The sequence below is a fragment of the Bradyrhizobium sp. JHI2711 genome, assembly GCF_056156565.1.
This window is the reverse complement of record NZ_JBPZPT010000003.1, coordinates 259,048-276,913: the sequence shown is the minus strand read 5'-3', so window position 1 is coordinate 276,913 and position 17,866 is coordinate 259,048. Positions and strand designations below refer to the sequence as shown.

The 17,866-nt window shown below is 63.7% G+C and carries 15 protein-coding genes and 1 tRNA gene; 10 read left to right on the top strand and 6 right to left on the bottom strand.

Annotated features, from left to right (window positions below):
- Positions 1-6: 6 nt before the first annotated feature.
- On the bottom strand, positions 7-780 hold the full coding sequence (locus ACTEK7_RS23535) for an SDR family NAD(P)-dependent oxidoreductase (protein WP_225148002.1): 774 nt from the start codon (positions 778-780) through the stop codon (positions 7-9).
- 287 nt (positions 781-1,067) lie between these two features.
- Here ACTEK7_RS23535 and ACTEK7_RS23530 point away from each other — a divergent pair, with 287 nt between their 5' ends.
- From ACTEK7_RS23530 to ACTEK7_RS23510, 5 genes are all read left to right on the top strand, one after another.
- Positions 1,068-4,100: a GAF domain-containing protein gene (locus ACTEK7_RS23530; protein ID WP_225148001.1), complete on the top strand. Its 3,033-nt coding sequence runs from the start codon at positions 1,068-1,070 to the stop codon at positions 4,098-4,100.
- A gap of 14 nt (positions 4,101-4,114) precedes the next feature.
- Positions 4,115-4,504 (top strand): response regulator, encoded by a 390-nt coding sequence (locus ACTEK7_RS23525; RefSeq protein WP_036009791.1) that lies wholly within the window; start codon positions 4,115-4,117, stop codon positions 4,502-4,504.
- Positions 4,505-4,622: 118 nt separating this feature from the next.
- Entirely contained in the window at positions 4,623-5,462 is an 840-nt protein-coding gene (locus ACTEK7_RS23520) for a universal stress protein (RefSeq protein WP_225148000.1), read from the top strand.
- 292 nt (positions 5,463-5,754) lie between these two features.
- Positions 5,755-7,680, top strand: a complete 1,926-nt coding sequence (locus ACTEK7_RS23515) for a diguanylate cyclase (protein ID WP_225147999.1) — start codon at positions 5,755-5,757, stop codon at positions 7,678-7,680.
- A 277-nt stretch (positions 7,681-7,957) separates the two neighbouring features.
- On the top strand, positions 7,958-8,500 hold the full coding sequence (locus ACTEK7_RS23510; protein ID WP_225147998.1) for a 2'-5' RNA ligase family protein: 543 nt from the start codon (positions 7,958-7,960) through the stop codon (positions 8,498-8,500).
- A gap of 28 nt (positions 8,501-8,528) precedes the next feature.
- On the opposite strand, the gene ACTEK7_RS23505 is transcribed toward ACTEK7_RS23510, so the two are convergent.
- From ACTEK7_RS23505 to ACTEK7_RS23490, 4 genes are all read right to left on the bottom strand, one after another.
- Positions 8,529-8,867, bottom strand: a complete 339-nt coding sequence (locus ACTEK7_RS23505) for a hypothetical protein (RefSeq protein WP_225147997.1) — start codon at positions 8,865-8,867, stop codon at positions 8,529-8,531.
- A gap of 389 nt (positions 8,868-9,256) precedes the next feature.
- A tRNA-Val gene (locus tag ACTEK7_RS23500) sits at positions 9,257-9,331 on the bottom strand.
- 158 nt (positions 9,332-9,489) lie between these two features.
- Positions 9,490-10,788 carry a coiled-coil domain-containing protein gene (locus ACTEK7_RS23495; protein WP_128266564.1) on the bottom strand — a complete coding sequence of 433 codons (1,299 nt, stop codon included), beginning with the start codon at positions 10,786-10,788 and terminating at the stop codon, positions 9,490-9,492.
- Between the two features lie 120 nt (positions 10,789-10,908).
- A complete protein-coding gene (locus ACTEK7_RS23490) occupies positions 10,909-11,514 on the bottom strand; it encodes a DUF1134 domain-containing protein (protein ID WP_036009799.1) in 606 nt (201 codons plus the stop codon).
- 139 nt (positions 11,515-11,653) lie between these two features.
- Between ACTEK7_RS23490 and ACTEK7_RS23485 the strand changes: the two genes are divergently transcribed.
- Positions 11,654-12,139, top strand: a complete 486-nt coding sequence (locus ACTEK7_RS23485) for a YHS domain-containing (seleno)protein (protein ID WP_036009801.1) — start codon at positions 11,654-11,656, stop codon at positions 12,137-12,139.
- Between the two features lie 10 nt (positions 12,140-12,149).
- Here the strand turns inward: ACTEK7_RS23485 and ACTEK7_RS23480 are convergent, their stop codons facing one another.
- Positions 12,150-12,980 carry a 3'(2'),5'-bisphosphate nucleotidase CysQ family protein gene (locus ACTEK7_RS23480; RefSeq protein ID WP_225147996.1) on the bottom strand — a complete coding sequence of 277 codons (831 nt, stop codon included), beginning with the start codon at positions 12,978-12,980 and terminating at the stop codon, positions 12,150-12,152.
- Between the two features lie 198 nt (positions 12,981-13,178).
- Here ACTEK7_RS23480 and chpT point away from each other — a divergent pair, with 198 nt between their 5' ends.
- From chpT to ACTEK7_RS23460, 4 genes are all read left to right on the top strand, one after another.
- Positions 13,179-13,832, top strand: a complete 654-nt coding sequence (gene chpT / locus ACTEK7_RS23475; RefSeq protein WP_036009803.1) for a histidine phosphotransferase ChpT — start codon at positions 13,179-13,181, stop codon at positions 13,830-13,832.
- A 198-nt stretch (positions 13,833-14,030) separates the two neighbouring features.
- Positions 14,031-16,850, top strand: a complete 2,820-nt coding sequence (locus ACTEK7_RS23470; protein WP_474809623.1) for a hybrid sensor histidine kinase/response regulator — start codon at positions 14,031-14,033, stop codon at positions 16,848-16,850.
- Positions 16,851-16,882: 32 nt separating this feature from the next.
- Complete coding sequence (locus ACTEK7_RS23465) at positions 16,883-17,353, top strand: chemotaxis protein CheW (RefSeq protein ID WP_074448087.1); 471 nt, start codon at positions 16,883-16,885, stop codon at positions 17,351-17,353.
- Positions 17,354-17,427: 74 nt separating this feature from the next.
- Positions 17,428-17,793, top strand: a complete 366-nt coding sequence (locus ACTEK7_RS23460; RefSeq protein ID WP_007600538.1) for a response regulator — start codon at positions 17,428-17,430, stop codon at positions 17,791-17,793.
- The last annotated feature ends 73 nt before the right edge of the window (positions 17,794-17,866 follow it).

Below are 17,866 nucleotides of genomic sequence, written 5' to 3'. Positions count from 1 at the left end.
TGTGCGTCACTCCTCCGGCAGCTCGACGCCCGTCAGCTCGGTCAATTTGCCGATGAGCCGGTCCTGAAACCTCGGATCGGTCGCCTCACGGGCCGGCTCTTGCTGCTCGAGATGATGCCAATAGCGGCCGCTCACGAGGGCCGCAGGATCCTCGCTGACTGCCAGCCAGGTCTGGGTCCGTTGCCCGGTGTCGATATCGACAGGGGCGCCCGCGCCTCCCATCTTCGTGCGCACCCAACCGGGATCGACGGCGTTGCAGAGGACGTTGGGCCACCGCCGCGCCAGCGCGTAGGCGAGCGCGACGACGTGCAGCTTGCTCTCGGCATAGGCCGTGGCGGCGTTCCAGGCCCGCTTGGTCCAATCGAGGTCGTCGAGCGAGCCCTCTCCGCCGCGGTGCAATCCGCTGCTGAGATAAATCAATCGAGCGGGCCGCGCGATCAGAGCCGTCAGCATGAACGGCGCAAGCGTGTTGATGGCCAGCGTCTCGGCATGGCCTTCCGGCGTCGCGCCGCGGCTCGGCCGCGTGTAGACGCCGGCGTTGTGAATGACCGCATCCATGCGCCCGATCGCGTTGACCTGGTCGGCGATGCTCCGCGTCTCCGCCGCGCTCCCGAGATCGCCGATCACCAATCCCTTCGCACGCGAAGTGAGGCCGCCGAGAGCCGCGGCACGATCGGCTGAACGCGCGTGCAGCACCACGCGGTGCTCCTGATCGAGCAGCCATTGGGCCGCCGCCCGGCCGAGGCCATCGGTGCTGCCGGTGATGAATATGGTCGCCATGGGTTCTCCTAGGTGTTTCGGGACGCAATCTACGGCGCTCGCGGCACGTGGGTCCCGCGATCCCCCTGGCGCCAGCACCAGGCGGACCCGAGGTAAATCGGCCTCCAGCGGCATTGTGTGAAACTTGCCGCTTCGGTCGATCACGAGGACGAATTGACGCGTAGTCGATCGAAAATCAACTCACGGTATGTCTGGTCGGAAGCACCTGATGGTGAAATAATTCCCGGCGCTTTCTTGATTAAATTTTGACGTCGGCCGCGAACCGGCTGCCGACACGGATTTTCATCATGGCCGCGCTTCCTCAGGGCGTTGTGGCGGAATTGCAGCAGGAGAACGCGCGGCTCCTGGCCGAGTTGCGCGCCGCACAAGATCGCGAGACCGCCACCGCGGACATTCTCAAGATCATTGCCAGCTCGCCATCGGAGGTGAAGCCGGTATTCGATGCAATCGCGAGGCGCGCAAATGCCTTGCTCGGCGGCTTTTCGACGACCGTATTCCGCTTCATCGACGGCAATGCCCACTTGGCGGCGTTCACGCCGACGAATTCTGCCGCCGATGAAGCTTTGAAGAAGATGTTTCCGCGTCCGATCACCGATTTCGAGAGTTTTGCGAGGACACAGGCGGGCAAGGTGGTGCCGACCCCCGATACGGAAGCGTTGACGAACGAGATCAAATTCATCGCGCGCGCCCGCGGCTTTCGCAGCATGTTGTTCGTTCCGCTCGCGACTGGCGGCGTGGTGATCGGCATGATCAGCGTCACGCGGGCAGAGCCGGGGGCCTTCGCTCCGCATCACGTGCAGCTTCTGCAGACCTTCGCCGACCAGGCCGTCATCGCCATAGAGAACGTGCGGCTGTTCGACGAGGTGCAGGCGCGTACCGACGACTTGCGGGAATCGCTGCAGCAGCAGACCGCGACCGCCGATGTGTTGAAAGTCATCAGTCGCTCCGCGTTCGATTTGCAAACGGTTCTCGACACGCTGACGGAATCGGCGGCGTCGCTGTGTGGGGCCGACATGGCGGCAATCCTCCGGCAGGACGCCGATGGCTCCTTCTATCACGCAACTCGGTACAATTTCTCGCCGGAGTGGGCCAAGGTCTCGGCGGGCGTTCGGCTCAATGCTGGACGCGGTAGCCTCGTTGGGCGCGTCCTGCTGTGCGGCAAGGCTGTTCAGATTCCGGATGTCCTGGTCGATCCCGACTATGCCTATCCCGAGCAACAGAGGGCCGGCGGTTACCGCACCCTTCTGGGCGTACCCCTGCTGCGGTCCGGAGAAGTGATCGGCGTGCTATTCCTAGGCCGCAAGACCGCGAACTCGTTCACGGACAAGCAGATCGACCTGGTCTCCACTTTCGCTGATCAGGCCGTGATCGCGATTGAGAATGTGCGGCTGTTCGATGAGGTCCAGGCGAAGACGCGCGATCTCGCCGAATCGCTCCAGCAGCAAACTGCGACCGCCGACGTGCTGAAGGTGATCAGCCGCTCGACCTTCGACCTGCAAACCGTGCTCGACACGCTGGTCGATTCGGCGGCACGGCTGTGCGAGGCGGAGATGGCCTTCATCATGCGCCGCGAGGGCGATGAATATCAGGCCGGAGCAGCGGTCGGGTTTTCCGAGGACTACATTGCCTTTCTGCGGGCTCATCCGATCGCTCCCGGCCGGGGCACGGTCACGGGTCGAGCCGTCCTCGAACGCCGTCCGGTGCAAATCCTCGACGTCGCTGCCGATCCCGAATACGGCCTGGAGGCGTCGATCACGATCGCTGGTCAGCGCACGGCGCTCGGTGTTCCCCTTCTGCGCGAAAATGAGCCGATCGGCGCGATCGTGGTCGCCCGCAAGCGCGTGCAGCCCTTCACCGAAAAGCAGATCGAACTCGTCGCCACCTTTGCCGACCAGGCGGTGATCGCCATTGGCAATGTGCGTCTGTTCGAGCAATTGAATGAATCGCTGGCGCGGCAGACGGCAACGTCGGAGGTGCTGGAGATCATAAGCGCTTCATCGGGCGCGCTCGCTCCGGTCTTCCACAAGATGCTGGAGAATGCGACGCGAATTTGCGGCGCCGGCTTTGGCACCATGAATCTGTACGAGGAGGGCGGCTTTCGCACGGTCGCATTGCACAACGCGCCGCAAGCTTATGTCGATACCCGGCTCTACCAGAACATTCGCCCACATCCCGCGAGCGGGCTCGGCACCGTCGAGAAGACTCATCAGACGGTTCATATCGACGACATCAGGACGCAGCCGCCCTATATCGAAGGCAACCCCAACGTTCGCGCGCTCGCCGACCTTGCTGGCGCAAGGACACTCGTCATCGTGCCCATGCTCAAGGAAGATGAGCTGATCGGCACCATCACGATCTTCCGCCAGGAAGTGAAACCGTTCACAGACAAGCAGATCGAGCTCGTGTCCAACTTCGCACACCAGGGCGTGATCGCGATCGAGAATGCACGCCTGCTGAATGAACTGCGCGAGCGCACCATGGAATTGTCGCAATCGCTCGAGGAATTGCGAAATACGCAGGATCGGCTGGTCCAGACCGAGAAGCTTGCCTCGCTCGGGCAACTCACCGCCGGCATTGCGCACGAGATCAAGAACCCGCTCAATTTCGTCAACAATTTTGCTGCGCTATCCTCCGAACTGACCGACGAGCTCGGCGACGCGCTGCGCTCAGCCGGCCTCGGCGAGGTGGAAAGGCAGGACATCGACGCGCTGATCCACATGCTGCAAGGTAACCTGGAAAAGATCGTGCAGCACGGAACGCGCGCCGATTCCATCGTCAAGAATATGCTTCTGCACTCCCGCGAGGGGTCCGGCGAACGCCGCGCGGCGGAGATCAACGCCATCCTCGAAGAAAGTCTCAACCTGGCCTATCACGGAGCCCGCGCTGAAAGAGCCGGCTTCAATATCACGCTTGAAAGAAAACTCGATCCGTCTGCGGGAGCCCTCGAGCTGTATCCGCAGGAAATCACGCGGGTGTTCCTCAATCTGGTTTCAAACGGTTTCTACGCGGCCAGCAAACAAAAGGAGGTCGTCGGTGACGGCTTCGAGCCAAGGCTGCGTGCGACGACCACAGACCTCGGCGGCGCCGTCGAAATTCGCATTCGCGACAATGGCAACGGCATCCCGGCCGACGTCAGAGAGAAGATATTCAATCCATTCTTCACGACCAAGCCGGCCGGCGAAGGAACTGGCCTTGGGCTTTCGATCTGCCACGACATCATCGTGAAGCAGCACGGCGGCAGCATCGAGGTCGATACCGAGCCGGGCGAATATACCGAGTTCATCATTACGCTGCCGCGTACGCGGGCGGCACCATTGTAGAGCGGAGGCAGAAATTGAGCGTCTATATCATGGTGGTCGACGACGAGCCCGATGTCGAGGCGCTGTTCCGCCAGCAGTTTCGGCGCGATCTGCGCGCCGGTCGTTTTCTGATGGAGTTTGTATCCTCGGCGCCCCTGGCATTGCAGCGCGCCGCCGAGATTGCGGATGCCACCCTGATTCTGATCCTGTCCGACATCAACATGCCCGGAATGAGCGGACTGGAGATGCTGCCTATCGTGCGCTCGGCCCGCCCCGATGTACCGGTTATCATGATCACGGCCTACGGTGATGCCGAGACCAAGCGCAAGGCGCTGGAGAAGGGCGCCGCCGACCTGTTGACCAAGCCAATCGACTTCGCCGCGCTGCGCCAGGAGATCGATGCAAGGCTTGAGCAGGCCGCATGATTGCAACCGTTGACGGTGGCAAACCAGAGCGGCTCGCAAAGTGAAGCTGTTGCAGACGCCGCCCCAATTGAGAGCATACATCCACCGTCAATCTTCGTCAGAAAATCGGAGATTCGAAATGAAGACGCTCCTGGTCCCGCTTCAGAATATTCCGATGATGACAGCTACGCTCGCTGTGGCCGTAGGCCTAGCGCGTCGCTCCGGCGCCTATATCGAAGGCTTTCCACTCCGGTTCGGCATCCCTCAATATGCGGCCGCCGAATTGGCCACCGGCATTCTCCTGGACACGTATCAAGTGAAGAGCGAAGCCGAACTGAACGACATGCGCAACTTTTTCGAAGCATTCATGCTGAAGCATGATGTTCCCCGCGCCACCGCAGGGTCGAACCCGCCATGCTTCGGCTGGCTGGAGACCGCGCCTGAGGGCGAAGACTTTGTCGGAAGTTATGGGCGCGCTTTCGATCTGATCGTGATGGCGCGGTCTGACATTGATGCGGTGGGCCCTCACCGCCGCGCGATTGAGTCCGCGCTGTTTGAGAGCGGCAGGCCCGTTCTACTGGCGCCGTCGAATGGACCAAGAAGCGTCGCAACAAACATTATGATCCACTGGAACGGGAGTACCGAGCAAGCTCGGGCAAACGCATTTGCCATGCCGTTGCTCCGTCTGGCCGAAAGGGTATCGGTCCTAACCGTTGTCGGCGGCCAAGCGGTGCCAGGACCGTCTGCCGGTCAGATCGCTCGGCAACTCCAATACAATGGCATTGCGGCCAGCTTGATCAGCGTTGAGCTGGACGGGCGCGAAACTGGTGAGGCGGTCCTCGATGCCGCCAGGGCACACGGTTGCGATCTATTGATCAAAGGAGCCTTCACCCGCACGCGGCTACGGCAGATGATATTCGGTGGAGCGACCAGCTATATCATGGAGCACGCGGATATCTCCCTCCTTATGGCTCACTAGCGCGCAAAAGGCCTGGTTTTATCGCCATTGGCGAGACAGAAATCATTTGATTAACGTTTGTCCGCGGGGTGCAAAGGATCGTGTTGTTCAGGCGCATTGCATTGATCTACGGCAAGTGGTGTATGAAATTGGTGTCGAGCTACCGTAGTGCCACGGCCGCTGCCGGATTCCGCCAGCATTCTCAATGACGTGTTAGCCAATATCCTGCATTTGCTTGAATGTAGTCCACGCCCGTTAGCGGCTTGGTAGCGGAAGATGACGATCATCATCCCATATGCAGCCGAACAGGTGAATGGTCGTGGCATCATTGCATCAGTCGATACACCGCAAGCCCCAAGCGGTCGTTGGCGCCTTCCTGGCCGTCATGCTGGCGTGCGTCCTTGGCCTGGTTGCCTGGAAGGCATCGGTTGCCCGTAACGCGACCCTGGTCCGGGCACAGGAGGACCTGAGCAATCTGGCCCACTCGCTGGCCCGGCACGCGACCAACACCTTCAAGGCCCCTGACGTGGCTATGACGGGAATGGTGGACCTGCTGAAGTACCAGAATCCGTTGCCTGAGCGGTTCAATGCGCACCTGGTCGCGGCGACGCGCTCCATGCCGCAGATCCGCGAGATTGGCGTGCTGAATGCGGAGGGCAGCTGGCGCTACTCATCGTTCGAGCGTCTGCCAGGCCACAACAATTCCGATCGCTCGTACTTCGTTCATCATCGCGACAATCCCGGTTCGAAGATGCTCGTGAGCGGGCCGATTATCTCCAGGACGAGTGGCCGCCCCTCCATCATCCTGTCAAAGCGGATTAGCGCCCCGACCGGCGACTTCGCAGGCGTGGTGCTCGCCGCCGTCGACTGCGACTACTTCAGCAGCTTCTACGCCACATTCGGCGTCGGCACTCAGGGCGGCATCAGCCTTCTGTCCACCGATGGAACGTTGCTCGCACGCTGGCCGGTGGTGGAAGCTGGTCGAAAGATCGCCGACACCTCGCTGTTTCAGAAGCGCCTGAACGAGAGCCCCTCCGGGTCCTACAAGATCACCTCGCCGTTCGACGGTCTCGCCAAATACATCGCATACGAGCAAGGTCCTGAATACCCGACCGTCGTGACTGTGGCGCGATCCGAGAACGAAGTGCTCGCCAACTGGCGGACCGACCTCATTTCGGATGGGCTCATAGCGGCCTTGCTAGTGGCCATCATCATTGGGATGGCGGCACTGCTGAGCAGTCAATTCAGGTTTCGGACCGGGCTCGAGCGGACGCTGCGGGATCGCGAGGCGCGACTGCGATTGTTGGCGGACAACATCGCGGACATCGTCATCGTCATGGATCGAAAAGGATGCCTGAGATACGTCTCCGCGTCCGTGACCACTGTGCTCGGGATGACCGAGAATGACTTTCTCGGCCGGTCATGCCTCGACGTTGTCCATGATGACGATCGGGAAAAGGTCATCGCCGCGAGTCGAGAATTGAAACAGGCGAAGGCTTACAGCTCTGTCCGGTTCCGTGTGCGGCGCAGCGACGGGGCCATGGTGTGGCTGGAGGCTCACTTCAAGCTCGCCGAGCACTCTGTGGGTAGCGAGTTGGAGATTGTTGGGGTCCTGCGCGACGTCACCAAGCAGAAGGGGCTTGAGGACGAATTGTCGTCCGCCAACTTGAAGCTGGCGCAGCTTGCGACCACCGATGGGCTAACGAAGCTCGCGAACAGGCGCAGCTTCGATGCCTTCATCCGCGAGACCTATGGCAAGCATCTCGTGCTGTCAGTTCTCCTCATCGACATCGACCATTTCAAGGGCTTCAACGATGCCCTGGGCCATCAGGCGGGCGATGCATGCCTCCAGCGTATTGCTGAGGTGATCGGAGGCGCCACCGCAAATACGGGCGGCCTGTCAGCGCGGTATGGCGGTGAGGAGTTTGCCGTGGTCCTGCCCGGGGTGGACGAGGAAAGGGCGGTCAGGGTGGCCAACGCGATCCGGATGTTGGTCACGCGGTTGCACATCTATCATCCCCGTTCGCCGAGAAAATACGTGACCATAAGCGTTGGGGTCGCCGGCAAGAGCGAGACGACAGCCGATGAGTTGACGCTCACCCGTGAAGCCGACATCGCGCTCTACTATGCCAAGGCGCAGGGGCGGGATACCACGATCGCCAGTTCCACGATCTTGTCTTCCGGTTTGGAGCTGGCCTCACTGGTGCCGTCGATATCCGACCTGGAGCAGGCCTCCTGATGATCTCTACAAGAGACGGGCGCAGCGTCGCTTTCGAGAGACCCATTCCTGCTACGTGATGGCAATCGACGGCACTTGGCGAGGGCCTGCACAGTCAGGGACGTCTCTGACACTGGGACCAAGCTGATGGCCCGCGCGTCGGCGCATCACGCATGGAAAGAATCACAAGATCTGGCGGAAGAACATTCCGGGCGGCAAGCGGCTCGACGGGGGGGCAACATGGTTTAGTCGCCACTGGCGAGACAGAAATCCCTTGGCTCACGGAGCAACCAAGCGCATGGCTTTGGCTATCAACATTCGGTCCGACCATTCCTCCGCAGAGCGCATCGAAGCCTTGTGGGATGAAGTTGCCGCGTTTGAGAGCCAGCCTTCGATGAGGGATCTCGGCTATCGGCCGCATTTCACATTCGCCATTTATGATGCGCCCGAGATTACCGCGAAGACCGCGTGGGAGACCATGCTCCGCGCAGTTGGAGGCGAAGGGCCATTGCAGGTCGCGTTCAGGCGAATTTGTTGGTTCGCAGGTCCGCCGCTCGTGCTCTGGGCGGAGCCGGAGTTCGATGAAACGCTCGTCCGGTGGCACGCTTCCATCAGCGCTGCAATCGATCCAGCCTTGTGTCGGCTGCATTATCGGCCGGAAAACTGGCGACCTCATTGCACGCTCGGCACACAAATCGCCGACGCAAAGCGCGATGACGCGATCGCTTTCGCGCAGTCATTCAGCGGCAGCATCAGCGTGCTGTTCGACGTCGTGGATTGCGTTTCTTTTCCGCCGGTGCGCGTGGTTGCGGAGCAGAGATTGCCGGTTCGGGCTCCATGAAGTGGTGATCATTCGTCGAGCCCGCAGATCATATGTAATCGATCCGGATCGAGCCGACCTTCTCATCGTGCCGGATGAAGCCTCCCTCGACCCCTGGCATCATCGCAATTTCGACGACGTTGCTCCCGCGCCAGCTGGGTAGTATCTCCGCGTGACCGGCGAAGCCGAGGAATGCGTGGCTGCGATCAGGTGAAAAGGTCCGGTCCATCGGTGCGATGCCCGCATATGTGGAATCCGGTACCGTTGCGTTGCATTCCTGCCTGAAGACGAACACGGCCTTGGTGCCGTCGGGCGACCGCGTCGAGCTCAGGACCACGTTGCGGCAGCTGGCAAATCCTTCGAGTGCGAACCAGATGAGACCAACCATGGCCGCGATTCCGATGCCGGCCACAGCAAGCACCGCGATCGCGATTCGTATCCAGAGTTTCGAGGAGGGCGAGGGAGCGTCATCCAGCTCATCCCTGAATCTCTAAGCCGGCGATGCCCTGCGGGCCCTCAGGCGCAGCATGCTCATCAAGCGTGCGCCCCTCCCGATGATGCCATCATGCCCCTGTTTTGCCCGACGGAGCAAGGAAAATTCGGAAAACTCGTAAACCTTTGATCCGACTGAGGTCGGCTACTGTGCATGGGGTTGTTTTCGAGTTTTTGACAGAGCGGAAGCAAGGCCCGCAGTCCGGCTACGCTCTTCGAGCTACGCCGGACACGCTTCGCTGCCATTGGGGGTGGCTGCGCCACGCGAAGCCTTTTGGCGAAGCGTGGTGGGCGCACAAGGGATCGAACCTTGGACCTCTCCCGTGTGAAGGGAACGCTCTCCCGCTGAGCTATGCGCCCGGGACCATCATGCAGGCGGCCGCAACCTTGGGCCGGCCGGCACATCGGAGCCCGCGATTTAGAAGTGCCGGCCCAAGGTGTCAAGTTTCAAGCCGTCGCCGGGGCGGAAAACCTTGGTCAGGTCGCGCCTTCCGCAGGGGAAGCCGGATTTTGGCCGGTTACGCGCCCTGCTGGCGGGCGCGGGAGGCGTGGGCCTGGAGCGCGCGGATGCGCTCGGCCAGCGTTCCACCGCCTTCGGGCAGGCGGGGCGCTGGAGCGCCGCCCGTCGCGGCATCGTTGGCCGGGCGCGGCGCCGGCTTCGGCGGCTGGCCGGCCTCGGCCGCGAGCAGCGCCTCGATCGGCGAGTTCGGGCCTTCGAGCTGCATCGCGAGTTTTGCCACCTCGGCCGCGATGTCGTTGATGCGCTCGCGCAGAAGCGCGTTCTCCATGCGCTCGGTCGCCCAGGAACTCTCGGCCTGCTGCTGGATCGCGTTGATGTCGCGCTGGAGTTTCGCGCGTTCGTCGCGTGCGCTGCGCAGCTGCTCCTCCAGCGCGGCCTTTTCCGCGCGCAGCTGCTCCATCGCAGCCGACGACTTGCCGCCGCTGAGGCCCGCGATCTCGACGCGCAGCTCCTTGATGGTGCGCTCGTTGGCCTCGTTGGCCTGGCGCAGCTGGTTGTTCTCGTAGTCGCGCTCGGCGAGCAGCTTGCCCTGCGTGGCAAGGCGTCCTTCGAGATCGGCGACGCGGCTCGACAGCATCTCGGCCTCCTTGACCTGCACGATGAGCTGGCGGTCGAGCTCGGTGACGCGCTGGCTCAGATTCTCGACGCGGCCGCGCGCCTCGGCGAGCTCGCGCGAGGCGGTCTCGGATTCGGTGCGCTCCTGTGCGAGGCGCGCTTGCGTGGCGGCAAATTCCTTCTCGGCATCGCCGACCCGGTGCTTCAATTCCTCGATCTGCGCGCGCACTGCGACCAGCTCGACCTGGCGGCTCTCCGCCATCATCGAGCGGTCGGACAGTTCGGAGTTGATCTTGGCGAGCTCGGCCTGCTTGTCCGTCAACGCGATCTCGGCTTCGCGCAAGGACGCCGTCTTGGCGGCGAATTCCTCCTCGGTGGCGCGGAGCTGCTCTTTCACCGCCTTCTCGCGCGCCTCCAGCGCGAAGATGGTGGCGTTCTTCTCGCCGAGCTCGATCTTCATGCGGTTGATGGCGTCGCTCTTCTTGCCGAGCTCGGCGAGCTGGCTCGTGGTCTTGTTCTTGAGCTGCTCGACGCTCATCTCGAGCCGCCGCGCGGACATGGCGAATTCGGCGCGGAGCTGGTCCTTGTCGGCCTGGATCTCGGCCATCGACAGCGGGGTGGCGGCCTCGAGCCGGCGCGTGGTCAGGCGCACCGCGCGGTTATGCACCAGCGGCACGATCGCAAGCCCGCACAGCATCGAGAGCAGGAAACCGATCGCCAGGTACATGATCGGTTCGACCATGGGCCAGAACTCCCAAGCTTAAGGAAAAATTCACCAACGACAATGCCATGGCGGGCCGGCAGAAAGCCAGCCCCGCTCTGTCGTTAACCTTGATCGGTGGGCAGTGGGGAGGACGTGGGCCTAGAACGGGTTCCAGGTCGCCCGCGGGGTGTATTTGAGATAGCCGATATTGGCGCCGAGGCGCAGGCCGAGCCCGGAGCGGATCGGCACCAGCACGATGTTGTTGGAGGTCAGCGCCGTCATGCCGAAGCCGCCGATGATGTAGGCCGAGCCGTCGATGCCGGCGAAGCGCTGGTAGATCGCGTTGGTGGCCGGCAGGTTGTAGACCAGCGTCATGGTGCGGGCGCCGTCGCCGCCCCAGTCGAAGCCGAGCGAGGGGCCCTGCCAATAGACGCGCAAGTCGCCGGCGTTCTTGGTGTAGAGCGTGCCCTCGCCGTAGCGCAGGCCGGCGACGAAGGCGCCGGAGCCTTCCTCACCCAGGATGTAGCCGTTCGGCAGGCCCCATTGGCTGACCGCCTTCTCGATGATCGAGGCGAGCCCGCGCGAGACGTTGCCGAAGAAGCGATGGCCGGCGGTGACGAGCTCGTCCGGCCCATAGGTATTGGGCGTCGGGGTCCGCTGCGGCGGCGGCAGGTCAGGCGGCGGCGCCTGCTGGGCGGAGGCCGGCACGATCCAGCCGATCATCGCGGCAAGCGCGAGCGCAGCAAGGCGTGATGCGAAAGTCATAAAAGAACCCCTGGTACCGAATCCGGTCGCTTCCTTAACCTCACGCCAACAGGCATGGCCCTAGGTTGCGCCGGATGTCCCCTCGACTCGGATGTTATCCGCAGCAACTATGACGGCACAACGGCAGGAAGATAGCCCTTTGCGCCCCGGAATTGCCTTGATCGCCCGCCGCCTCTGCCTGCTGGCGGGCATTTGGATCCTCGGTGCCGGCGGACCGACAGGCGCCGCCACCACCGAGCGGATCGTCGTCAACCGCTTCAGCGGCGTCGCCATTGAGGGCTTCGACCCCGTCGCTTATTTCGTCGCCGGCGCGGCCGTGCAGGGGACGGCGGAGTTCGAGGCGAACCTCTGGGGGGCCGTCTGGCGCTTCCGGAACGAGGGCAACCGCGCCTCTTTCCAGGCCCATCCCGAAATCTACGGACCGCAATTCGGCGGCTACGATCCGGTCGATATCGCCCGCGGCGTCACCGTCCCCGCCAATCCGCATTTCTTCGCGATCGTGGCGCAGCGGCTCTATTTGTTCAGCCGGGAAGACAATCGCGACGCCTTCGTCGCCGATCCCGAGCGCTTCCTCTATGAGGTGGGCAAGCGCTGGCCGGCCCTGCAGGAGAAGCTCGGGCAGTAACGAGCCCTGGTCAGTCGCAGCCTACCGCCTGCGGGTCGCCCCACGCGATGAATTCCGGGATGATGAAGCCGGTATCGCCGCGCTGGCCAAATCGGAGCTCGCCGCCCTTGCCGTCGGTCACCTTGCCGCCGGCCGCGGTCACGACCGCGCAGCCGGCTCCGACGTCCCATTCCGAGGTCGGCCCGAAACGGGGATAGATGTCGGCGCCGCCTTCCGCGATGCGGCCGAATTTCACGGCCGAGCCGCACGTCATCCTGACGGCATTGGGCCTGTCGGCGATGAACGCCTCGCTTCTGGCATCGCCGTGCGAACGGCTCACTGCGGCGATCCAAGGCTCCCCGCGCGCCGGCAGCTTGCGGGTGCGGATCGGCTCGGCGGCGACGATCGTCGCGCCGTTGAACCTCACGCGCTCGGCACCGCGGCCGACGGTGCCGCGCCAGAGCAGGCCGAGTGCGGGTGCGGAGACGATGCCGAGCAGCGGCACGCCGTCCGTCACCAAGGCGAGGTTGACGGTGAACTCGTCGCGGCCGGCGACGAACTCCTTGGTCCCGTCGAGCGGATCGATCAGGAAGAAGCTGCCCTGGAACGGCGGGGAGGCGAGCTGGGTCCGCTCCTCCGACAGCGTCGGAACGTCGCCCGCGAGCTGCGCGAGTCCGTCCGCGATGATGCGGTCGGCGGCAAGGTCGGCCTCGGTCACCGGCGAGCCATCCTGCTTGCCGTCGATCCGCATGGCCGCGCGGTTGACGGCGAGGATCGCCTCGCCCGCCTTCACCACCAGCGCAGTCAGCGGCTCCATCAGGCCGGCAGCGGCCGCTCCGTCAATGATCCGTTTCACCTGCATGCCTCATCTGTCGGCAATATCGTTCCTCGTCCACTGATTCGCCCCGATCGATTCGCCCGGGCTTATGGCCGCCTCGAACCGATCGCAAGCTAGCTGCCGCGGGGTTGCGAATGTTAGAACCCGCAGCATCCGTCAAGCATGCGTGATTCGCGGCGTCCAGCGCCGTGCAATTCCAGGAACCCTCCAGGACCCCATTATATGTCTGACGCTTCGTCGCCCGCGACCACTGCCGCTCCCGATATGCTCGAACTCGCCGCGCTGCTGTGCTCGCGGGTCTGCCACGATCTCATCAGCCCCGTCGGCGCCATCGTCAACGGGCTCGAAGTGCTCGACGACGATCCCAAGCCCGAGGACCGCGAGTTCGCGCTCGACCTGATTCGCAAAAGCGCCAAGACGGCCTCCGCCCGGCTGCAGTTCTGCCGCCTTGCCTTCGGCGCGGCCGGCTCCTCCGGCGCGCAGATCGATCTCGGCGATGCCCACACCATGGCGAAGGGCCATATCGAGGACGGCAAGTGCTCGATCACCTGGAATCTGCCGCGGCTGCTGCTGCCGAAGAACCGCGTCAAGCTGCTGCTCAACATGCTGGTCGTCGCCCAGCACACGATCCCGCGCGGCGGCATGCTGACGGTCGATCCGGTCGGCGAGGGCGAGGTGATGAGCTTTCGCATCACCGCGACCGGACACAATGCACGCCTGCCGCAGAACATCTCCGAGCTCCTGAGCGGCGAGCGCGGGCCGGCTGCCGATGCGCATGCGATCCAGCCTTATTATACGCGGCTGCTCGCGCAGGCCTGCGGGCTCACCGTGACGCTCAAGCCCGAAGGCGAAGCCATCATCGTTACCGCTTCGTAAACGCGAAGCGTCGTTTCCGACGCGTAAATGCAATCTTTACGAGGCGCTTCGGCTTGTCCGGAGCGCCTTATCTCTTTGTTGGTGCCGTTCTTTTGCACATACTCAACCAATATTAAACGCTTTGCGGTGAAGCTGGCCCCATTCCGAAATGGCGCATCACGCCTCGTGCGCGCCCTTCCTGTATGAAGGCCTGTTTTCATGGATGATCTGTTGCGGGAGTTTCTGACGGAGACCAGCGAGAGCCTGGACACCGTGGACAATCAGCTGGTGAAGTTCGAGCAGGAGCCGAACAACGCCAAGATCCTGGATAACATCTTCCGCCTGGTCCACACCATCAAGGGCACCTGCGGCTTCCTCGGCCTGCCGCGGCTGGAAGCGCTGGCGCATGCCGGCGAGACCCTGATGGGCAAATTCCGTGACGGCATGCCTGTGACTGCCGAGGCGGTGACGGTGATCCTGTCCTCGATCGACCGCATCAAGGAGATTTTGGCTGGCTTGGAGGCGACCGAGGCCGAGCCGGAAGGCAACGACCGCGATCTCATCGACAAGCTGGAAGCAATGGTCGAGCAGGGCATGGCGGCCATGTCAGGCTCGGCGGAGCCGATGCCGACAGCCGGCACTGCGGCTCCCGTTGCCGATGCGCCGCCGCTGGTGCCGGAAGCGCCCGCCGCTGCCGCCGTCCCCGCCAAGGAGATGACCATGGGCACGCTGGTCGATCAGACCCTGGAGCGTCCGCTGCGTCCGGGCGAGGTCTCGCTCGACGAGCTCGAGCGCGCCTTCCGCGAGACCGCGATCGAAGCGCCGGTCCCCGCGCCCGTTGCCAAGGCTGAGGTCAAGGCCGAGCCTGCACCAGCTGGTGAAGCGCCCGTGGCGAAGGAAGCCGCAAAGCCCGCCAAGGAGAAGGCCGCGCCGAAGAAGTCGATGGCCGACGAGATGGCCGGCGAGGGCGACCGCATCGCCAACCAGTCGATCCGCGTCAACGTGGATACGCTGGAGCACCTGATGACCATGGTCTCCGAGCTGGTCCTGACCCGCAACCAGCTCTTGGAGATCTCCCGCCGCAACGAGGACACCGAGTTCAAGGTGCCGCTGCAGCGCCTCTCCAACGTCACCGCCGAGCTGCAGGAAGGCGTCATGAAGACGCGCATGCAGCCGATCGGCAATGCCTGGCAGAAGCTGCCCCGCATCGTCCGCGACCTCTCATCCGAACTCGGCAAGCAGATCGAGCTCGAGATGCACGGCGCCGACACCGAGCTCGACCGCCAGGTGCTCGATCTGATCAAGGACCCGCTCACTCACATGGTGCGCAACTCCGCCGATCATGGCCTCGAGACCCCCGCCGAGCGCCTCGCCAGCGGCAAGGGCGAGCAGGGCACCATCCGCCTCTCCGCCTATCACGAGGGCGGCCACATCATCATCTGCATCGCCGACAACGGCCGCGGCCTCAACACCGAGAAGATCAAGGCCAAGGCGCTCTCGTCCGGTCTCGTCACCGAGGCCGAGCTCGAGAAGATGAGCGAAGCCCAGATCCACAAGTTCATCTTCGCGCCGGGCTTCTCCACTGCCGCTGCCATCACCTCGGTCTCGGGCCGCGGCGTCGGCATGGACGTGGTCCGCACCAATATCGACCAGATCGGCGGCACCATCGACATCAAGTCGGTCGCGGGCGAAGGAAGCTCCGTCACCATCAAGATCCCGCTGACGCTCGCCATCGTCTCGGCCCTGATCGTCGAAGCCGCCGGCGACCGCTTTGCGATCCCGCAGCTCTCGGTGGTGGAATTGGTCCGCGCCCGCGCCAACTCCGAGCACCGCATCGAGCGCATCAAGGACACCGCGGTGCTGCGTCTGCGCAACAAGCTGCTGCCGCTGATCCATCTGAAGAAGCTCCTGAAGATCGACGACGGCGCGGCCAGCGATCCCGAGAACGGCTTCATCGTGGTGACGCAAGTCGGCAGCCAGACCTTTGGCATCGTCGTCGATGGCGTGTTCCACACCGAAGAAATCGTGGTCAAGCCGATGTCGACAAAACTGCGTCACATCGACATGTTCTCCGGCAACACCATTCTGGGCGATGGCGCGGTCATCATGATCATCGATCCCAACGGCATCGCCAAGGCGCTCGGCGCCGCCGGCTCCTCGGCCCATGGCATGGGTGACGAAGCGGCCGGCCATCACATCGGAAGTGGCGAGCAGACCACCTCGCTCTTGGTGTTCCGCGCCGGCTCGTCGCAGCCCAAGGCGGTTCCGCTCGGCCTCGTCACGCGCCTGGAAGAGCTGCCGGCCGACAAGATCGAGTTCTCGAACGGCCGCTACATGGTGCAGTACCGCGAGCAGCTGATGCCGCTGGTGGCCATGGAAGGCGTCACCATTGCGAGCCAGGGCGCCCAGCCGATCCTGGTGTTCGCCGACGACGGCCGCTCCATGGGCCTCGTCGTCGACGAGATCATCGACATCGTCGAGGAACGCCTCAACATCGAGGTCGGCGGCTCCTCCTCCGGCGTTCTCGGCTCGGCCGTGATCAAGGGCCAGGCCACCGAGGTGATCGACGTCGGCCACTTCCTGCCGATGGCGTTCGCCGACTGGTTCACCCGCAAGGAGATGAAGCCGTCGCTGCATTCGCAGTCGGTGCTGCTGGTCGACGACTCGGCCTTCTTCCGCAACATGCTGGCGCCGGTGCTGAAGGCCGCCGGCTACCGCGTCCGCACCGCGCCGACCGCGCAGGAGGGCCTCGCGGCACTGCGCGCCCAAAGCTTCGACGTGATCCTGACCGACATCGAGATGCCCGATATGAACGGGTTCGAGTTCGCGGAAGTCGTCCGCTCCGACAACAACCTCGCTGCGACGCCGATCATCGGCCTGTCGGCGCTGGTGTCGCCGGCGGCGATCGAGCGCGGCCGTCAGGCCGGCTTCCACGATTACGTCGCCAAGTTCGACCGTCCCGGCCTGATCGCGGCGCTGAAGGAGCAGACCGCGGGCGCCGCCGGCGCCTCCGAGCTGAGCCGGGCGGCCGCGGCTTAAACCTTGAGCGGCATGGACCAGGAGACCCTGAAATGAGCAAGAAGACCCAGTCCAGCGAAGGCGCCATGGTCGAGTACGTCACCGCGATGATCGGCGGCCAGCTGTTCGGCCTGCCGATCTCCCGCGTCCAGGACGTGTTCATGCCCGAGCGCGTCACCCGCGTGCCGCTGGCCTCGCGTGAGATCGCGGGCGTGTTGAACCTGCGCGGCCGCATCGTCACCGTGGTCGACATGCGCTCGCGCCTCGGCCTGCCCAAGGACGAGGACGGCAAGACCGCGATGGCGGTCGGCGTCGACCTGCGCGGCGAATCCTATGGCCTCCTGATCGACCAGATCGGCGAGGTGCTGCGCCTGCCCGAGGACGGTAAGGAAGAAAACCCCGTCAACCTCGACCCCCGCATGGCCAAGCTCGCCGGCGGCGTCCACCGCCTCGACGGACAGCTCATGGTCGTCCTCGACGTCGACCGCGTCCTCGAGCTCGCGCCCGAGATGATGGCGGCCTGATACGGCGGCATTGCCGCCGAGGGACTTGCGATTGGAAGTGCCCCCGCAAAGGGGGGAAGGAAGCAGAGGTTCACATGCGAACTTGTCTCGTCGTTGATGATTCCAGCGTCATCCGAAAGGTTGCGCGCCGGATCCTGGAGGGGCTCGACTTCCAAATCCTCGAAGCCGAGGACGGTGAGAAGGCGCTGGAGGCCTGCAAGCGCGGCCTGCCGGACGCGGTGCTGCTCGACTGGAACATGCCGGTCATGGATGGCTACGAGTTCCTCGGCCATCTCAGGCGCATGCCCGGCGGCGACCAGCCCAAGGTGGTGTTCTGCACCACCGAGAACGACGTCGCGCATATCGCGCGCGCTCTGCACGCCGGCGCCAACGAATACATCATGAAGCCGTTCGACAAGGACATCGTGACGGCGAAATTTCAGGAAGTCGGCCTGATCTGAGCGATCTCCCGGAGGCTGAACGGATCCTTCGGCGCTTGTTTTCAACTGAACCGTTTCAGTCTGAGTTGGTGTG

Bases quoted from the DNA above. Each gene is read 5' to 3' on its own strand.
- ACTEK7_RS23535 (WP_225148002.1), bottom strand. From the start codon at position 780: ATGGCGACCATATTCATCACCGGCAGCACCGATGGCCTCGGCCGGGCG.
- ACTEK7_RS23530 (WP_225148001.1), top strand. From the start codon at position 1,068: ATGGCCGCGCTTCCTCAGGGCGTTGTGGCGGAATTGCAGCAGGAGAAC.
- ACTEK7_RS23520 (WP_225148000.1), top strand. From the start codon at position 4,623: ATGAAGACGCTCCTGGTCCCGCTTCAGAATATTCCGATGATGACAGCT.
- ACTEK7_RS23515 (WP_225147999.1), top strand. From the start codon at position 5,755: ATGGTCGTGGCATCATTGCATCAGTCGATACACCGCAAGCCCCAAGCG.
- ACTEK7_RS23510 (WP_225147998.1), top strand. From the start codon at position 7,958: ATGGCTTTGGCTATCAACATTCGGTCCGACCATTCCTCCGCAGAGCGC.
- ACTEK7_RS23505 (WP_225147997.1), bottom strand. From the start codon at position 8,867: ATGGTTGGTCTCATCTGGTTCGCACTCGAAGGATTTGCCAGCTGCCGC.
- ACTEK7_RS23495 (WP_128266564.1), bottom strand. From the start codon at position 10,788: ATGGTCGAACCGATCATGTACCTGGCGATCGGTTTCCTGCTCTCGATG.
- ACTEK7_RS23490 (WP_036009799.1), bottom strand. From the start codon at position 11,514: ATGACTTTCGCATCACGCCTTGCTGCGCTCGCGCTTGCCGCGATGATC.
- ACTEK7_RS23480 (WP_225147996.1), bottom strand. From the start codon at position 12,980: ATGCAGGTGAAACGGATCATTGACGGAGCGGCCGCTGCCGGCCTGATG.
- chpT (WP_036009803.1), top strand. From the start codon at position 13,179: ATGTCTGACGCTTCGTCGCCCGCGACCACTGCCGCTCCCGATATGCTC.
- ACTEK7_RS23470 (WP_474809623.1), top strand. From the start codon at position 14,031: ATGGATGATCTGTTGCGGGAGTTTCTGACGGAGACCAGCGAGAGCCTG.
- ACTEK7_RS23465 (WP_074448087.1), top strand. From the start codon at position 16,883: ATGAGCAAGAAGACCCAGTCCAGCGAAGGCGCCATGGTCGAGTACGTC.
- ACTEK7_RS23460 (WP_007600538.1), top strand. From the start codon at position 17,428: ATGCGAACTTGTCTCGTCGTTGATGATTCCAGCGTCATCCGAAAGGTT.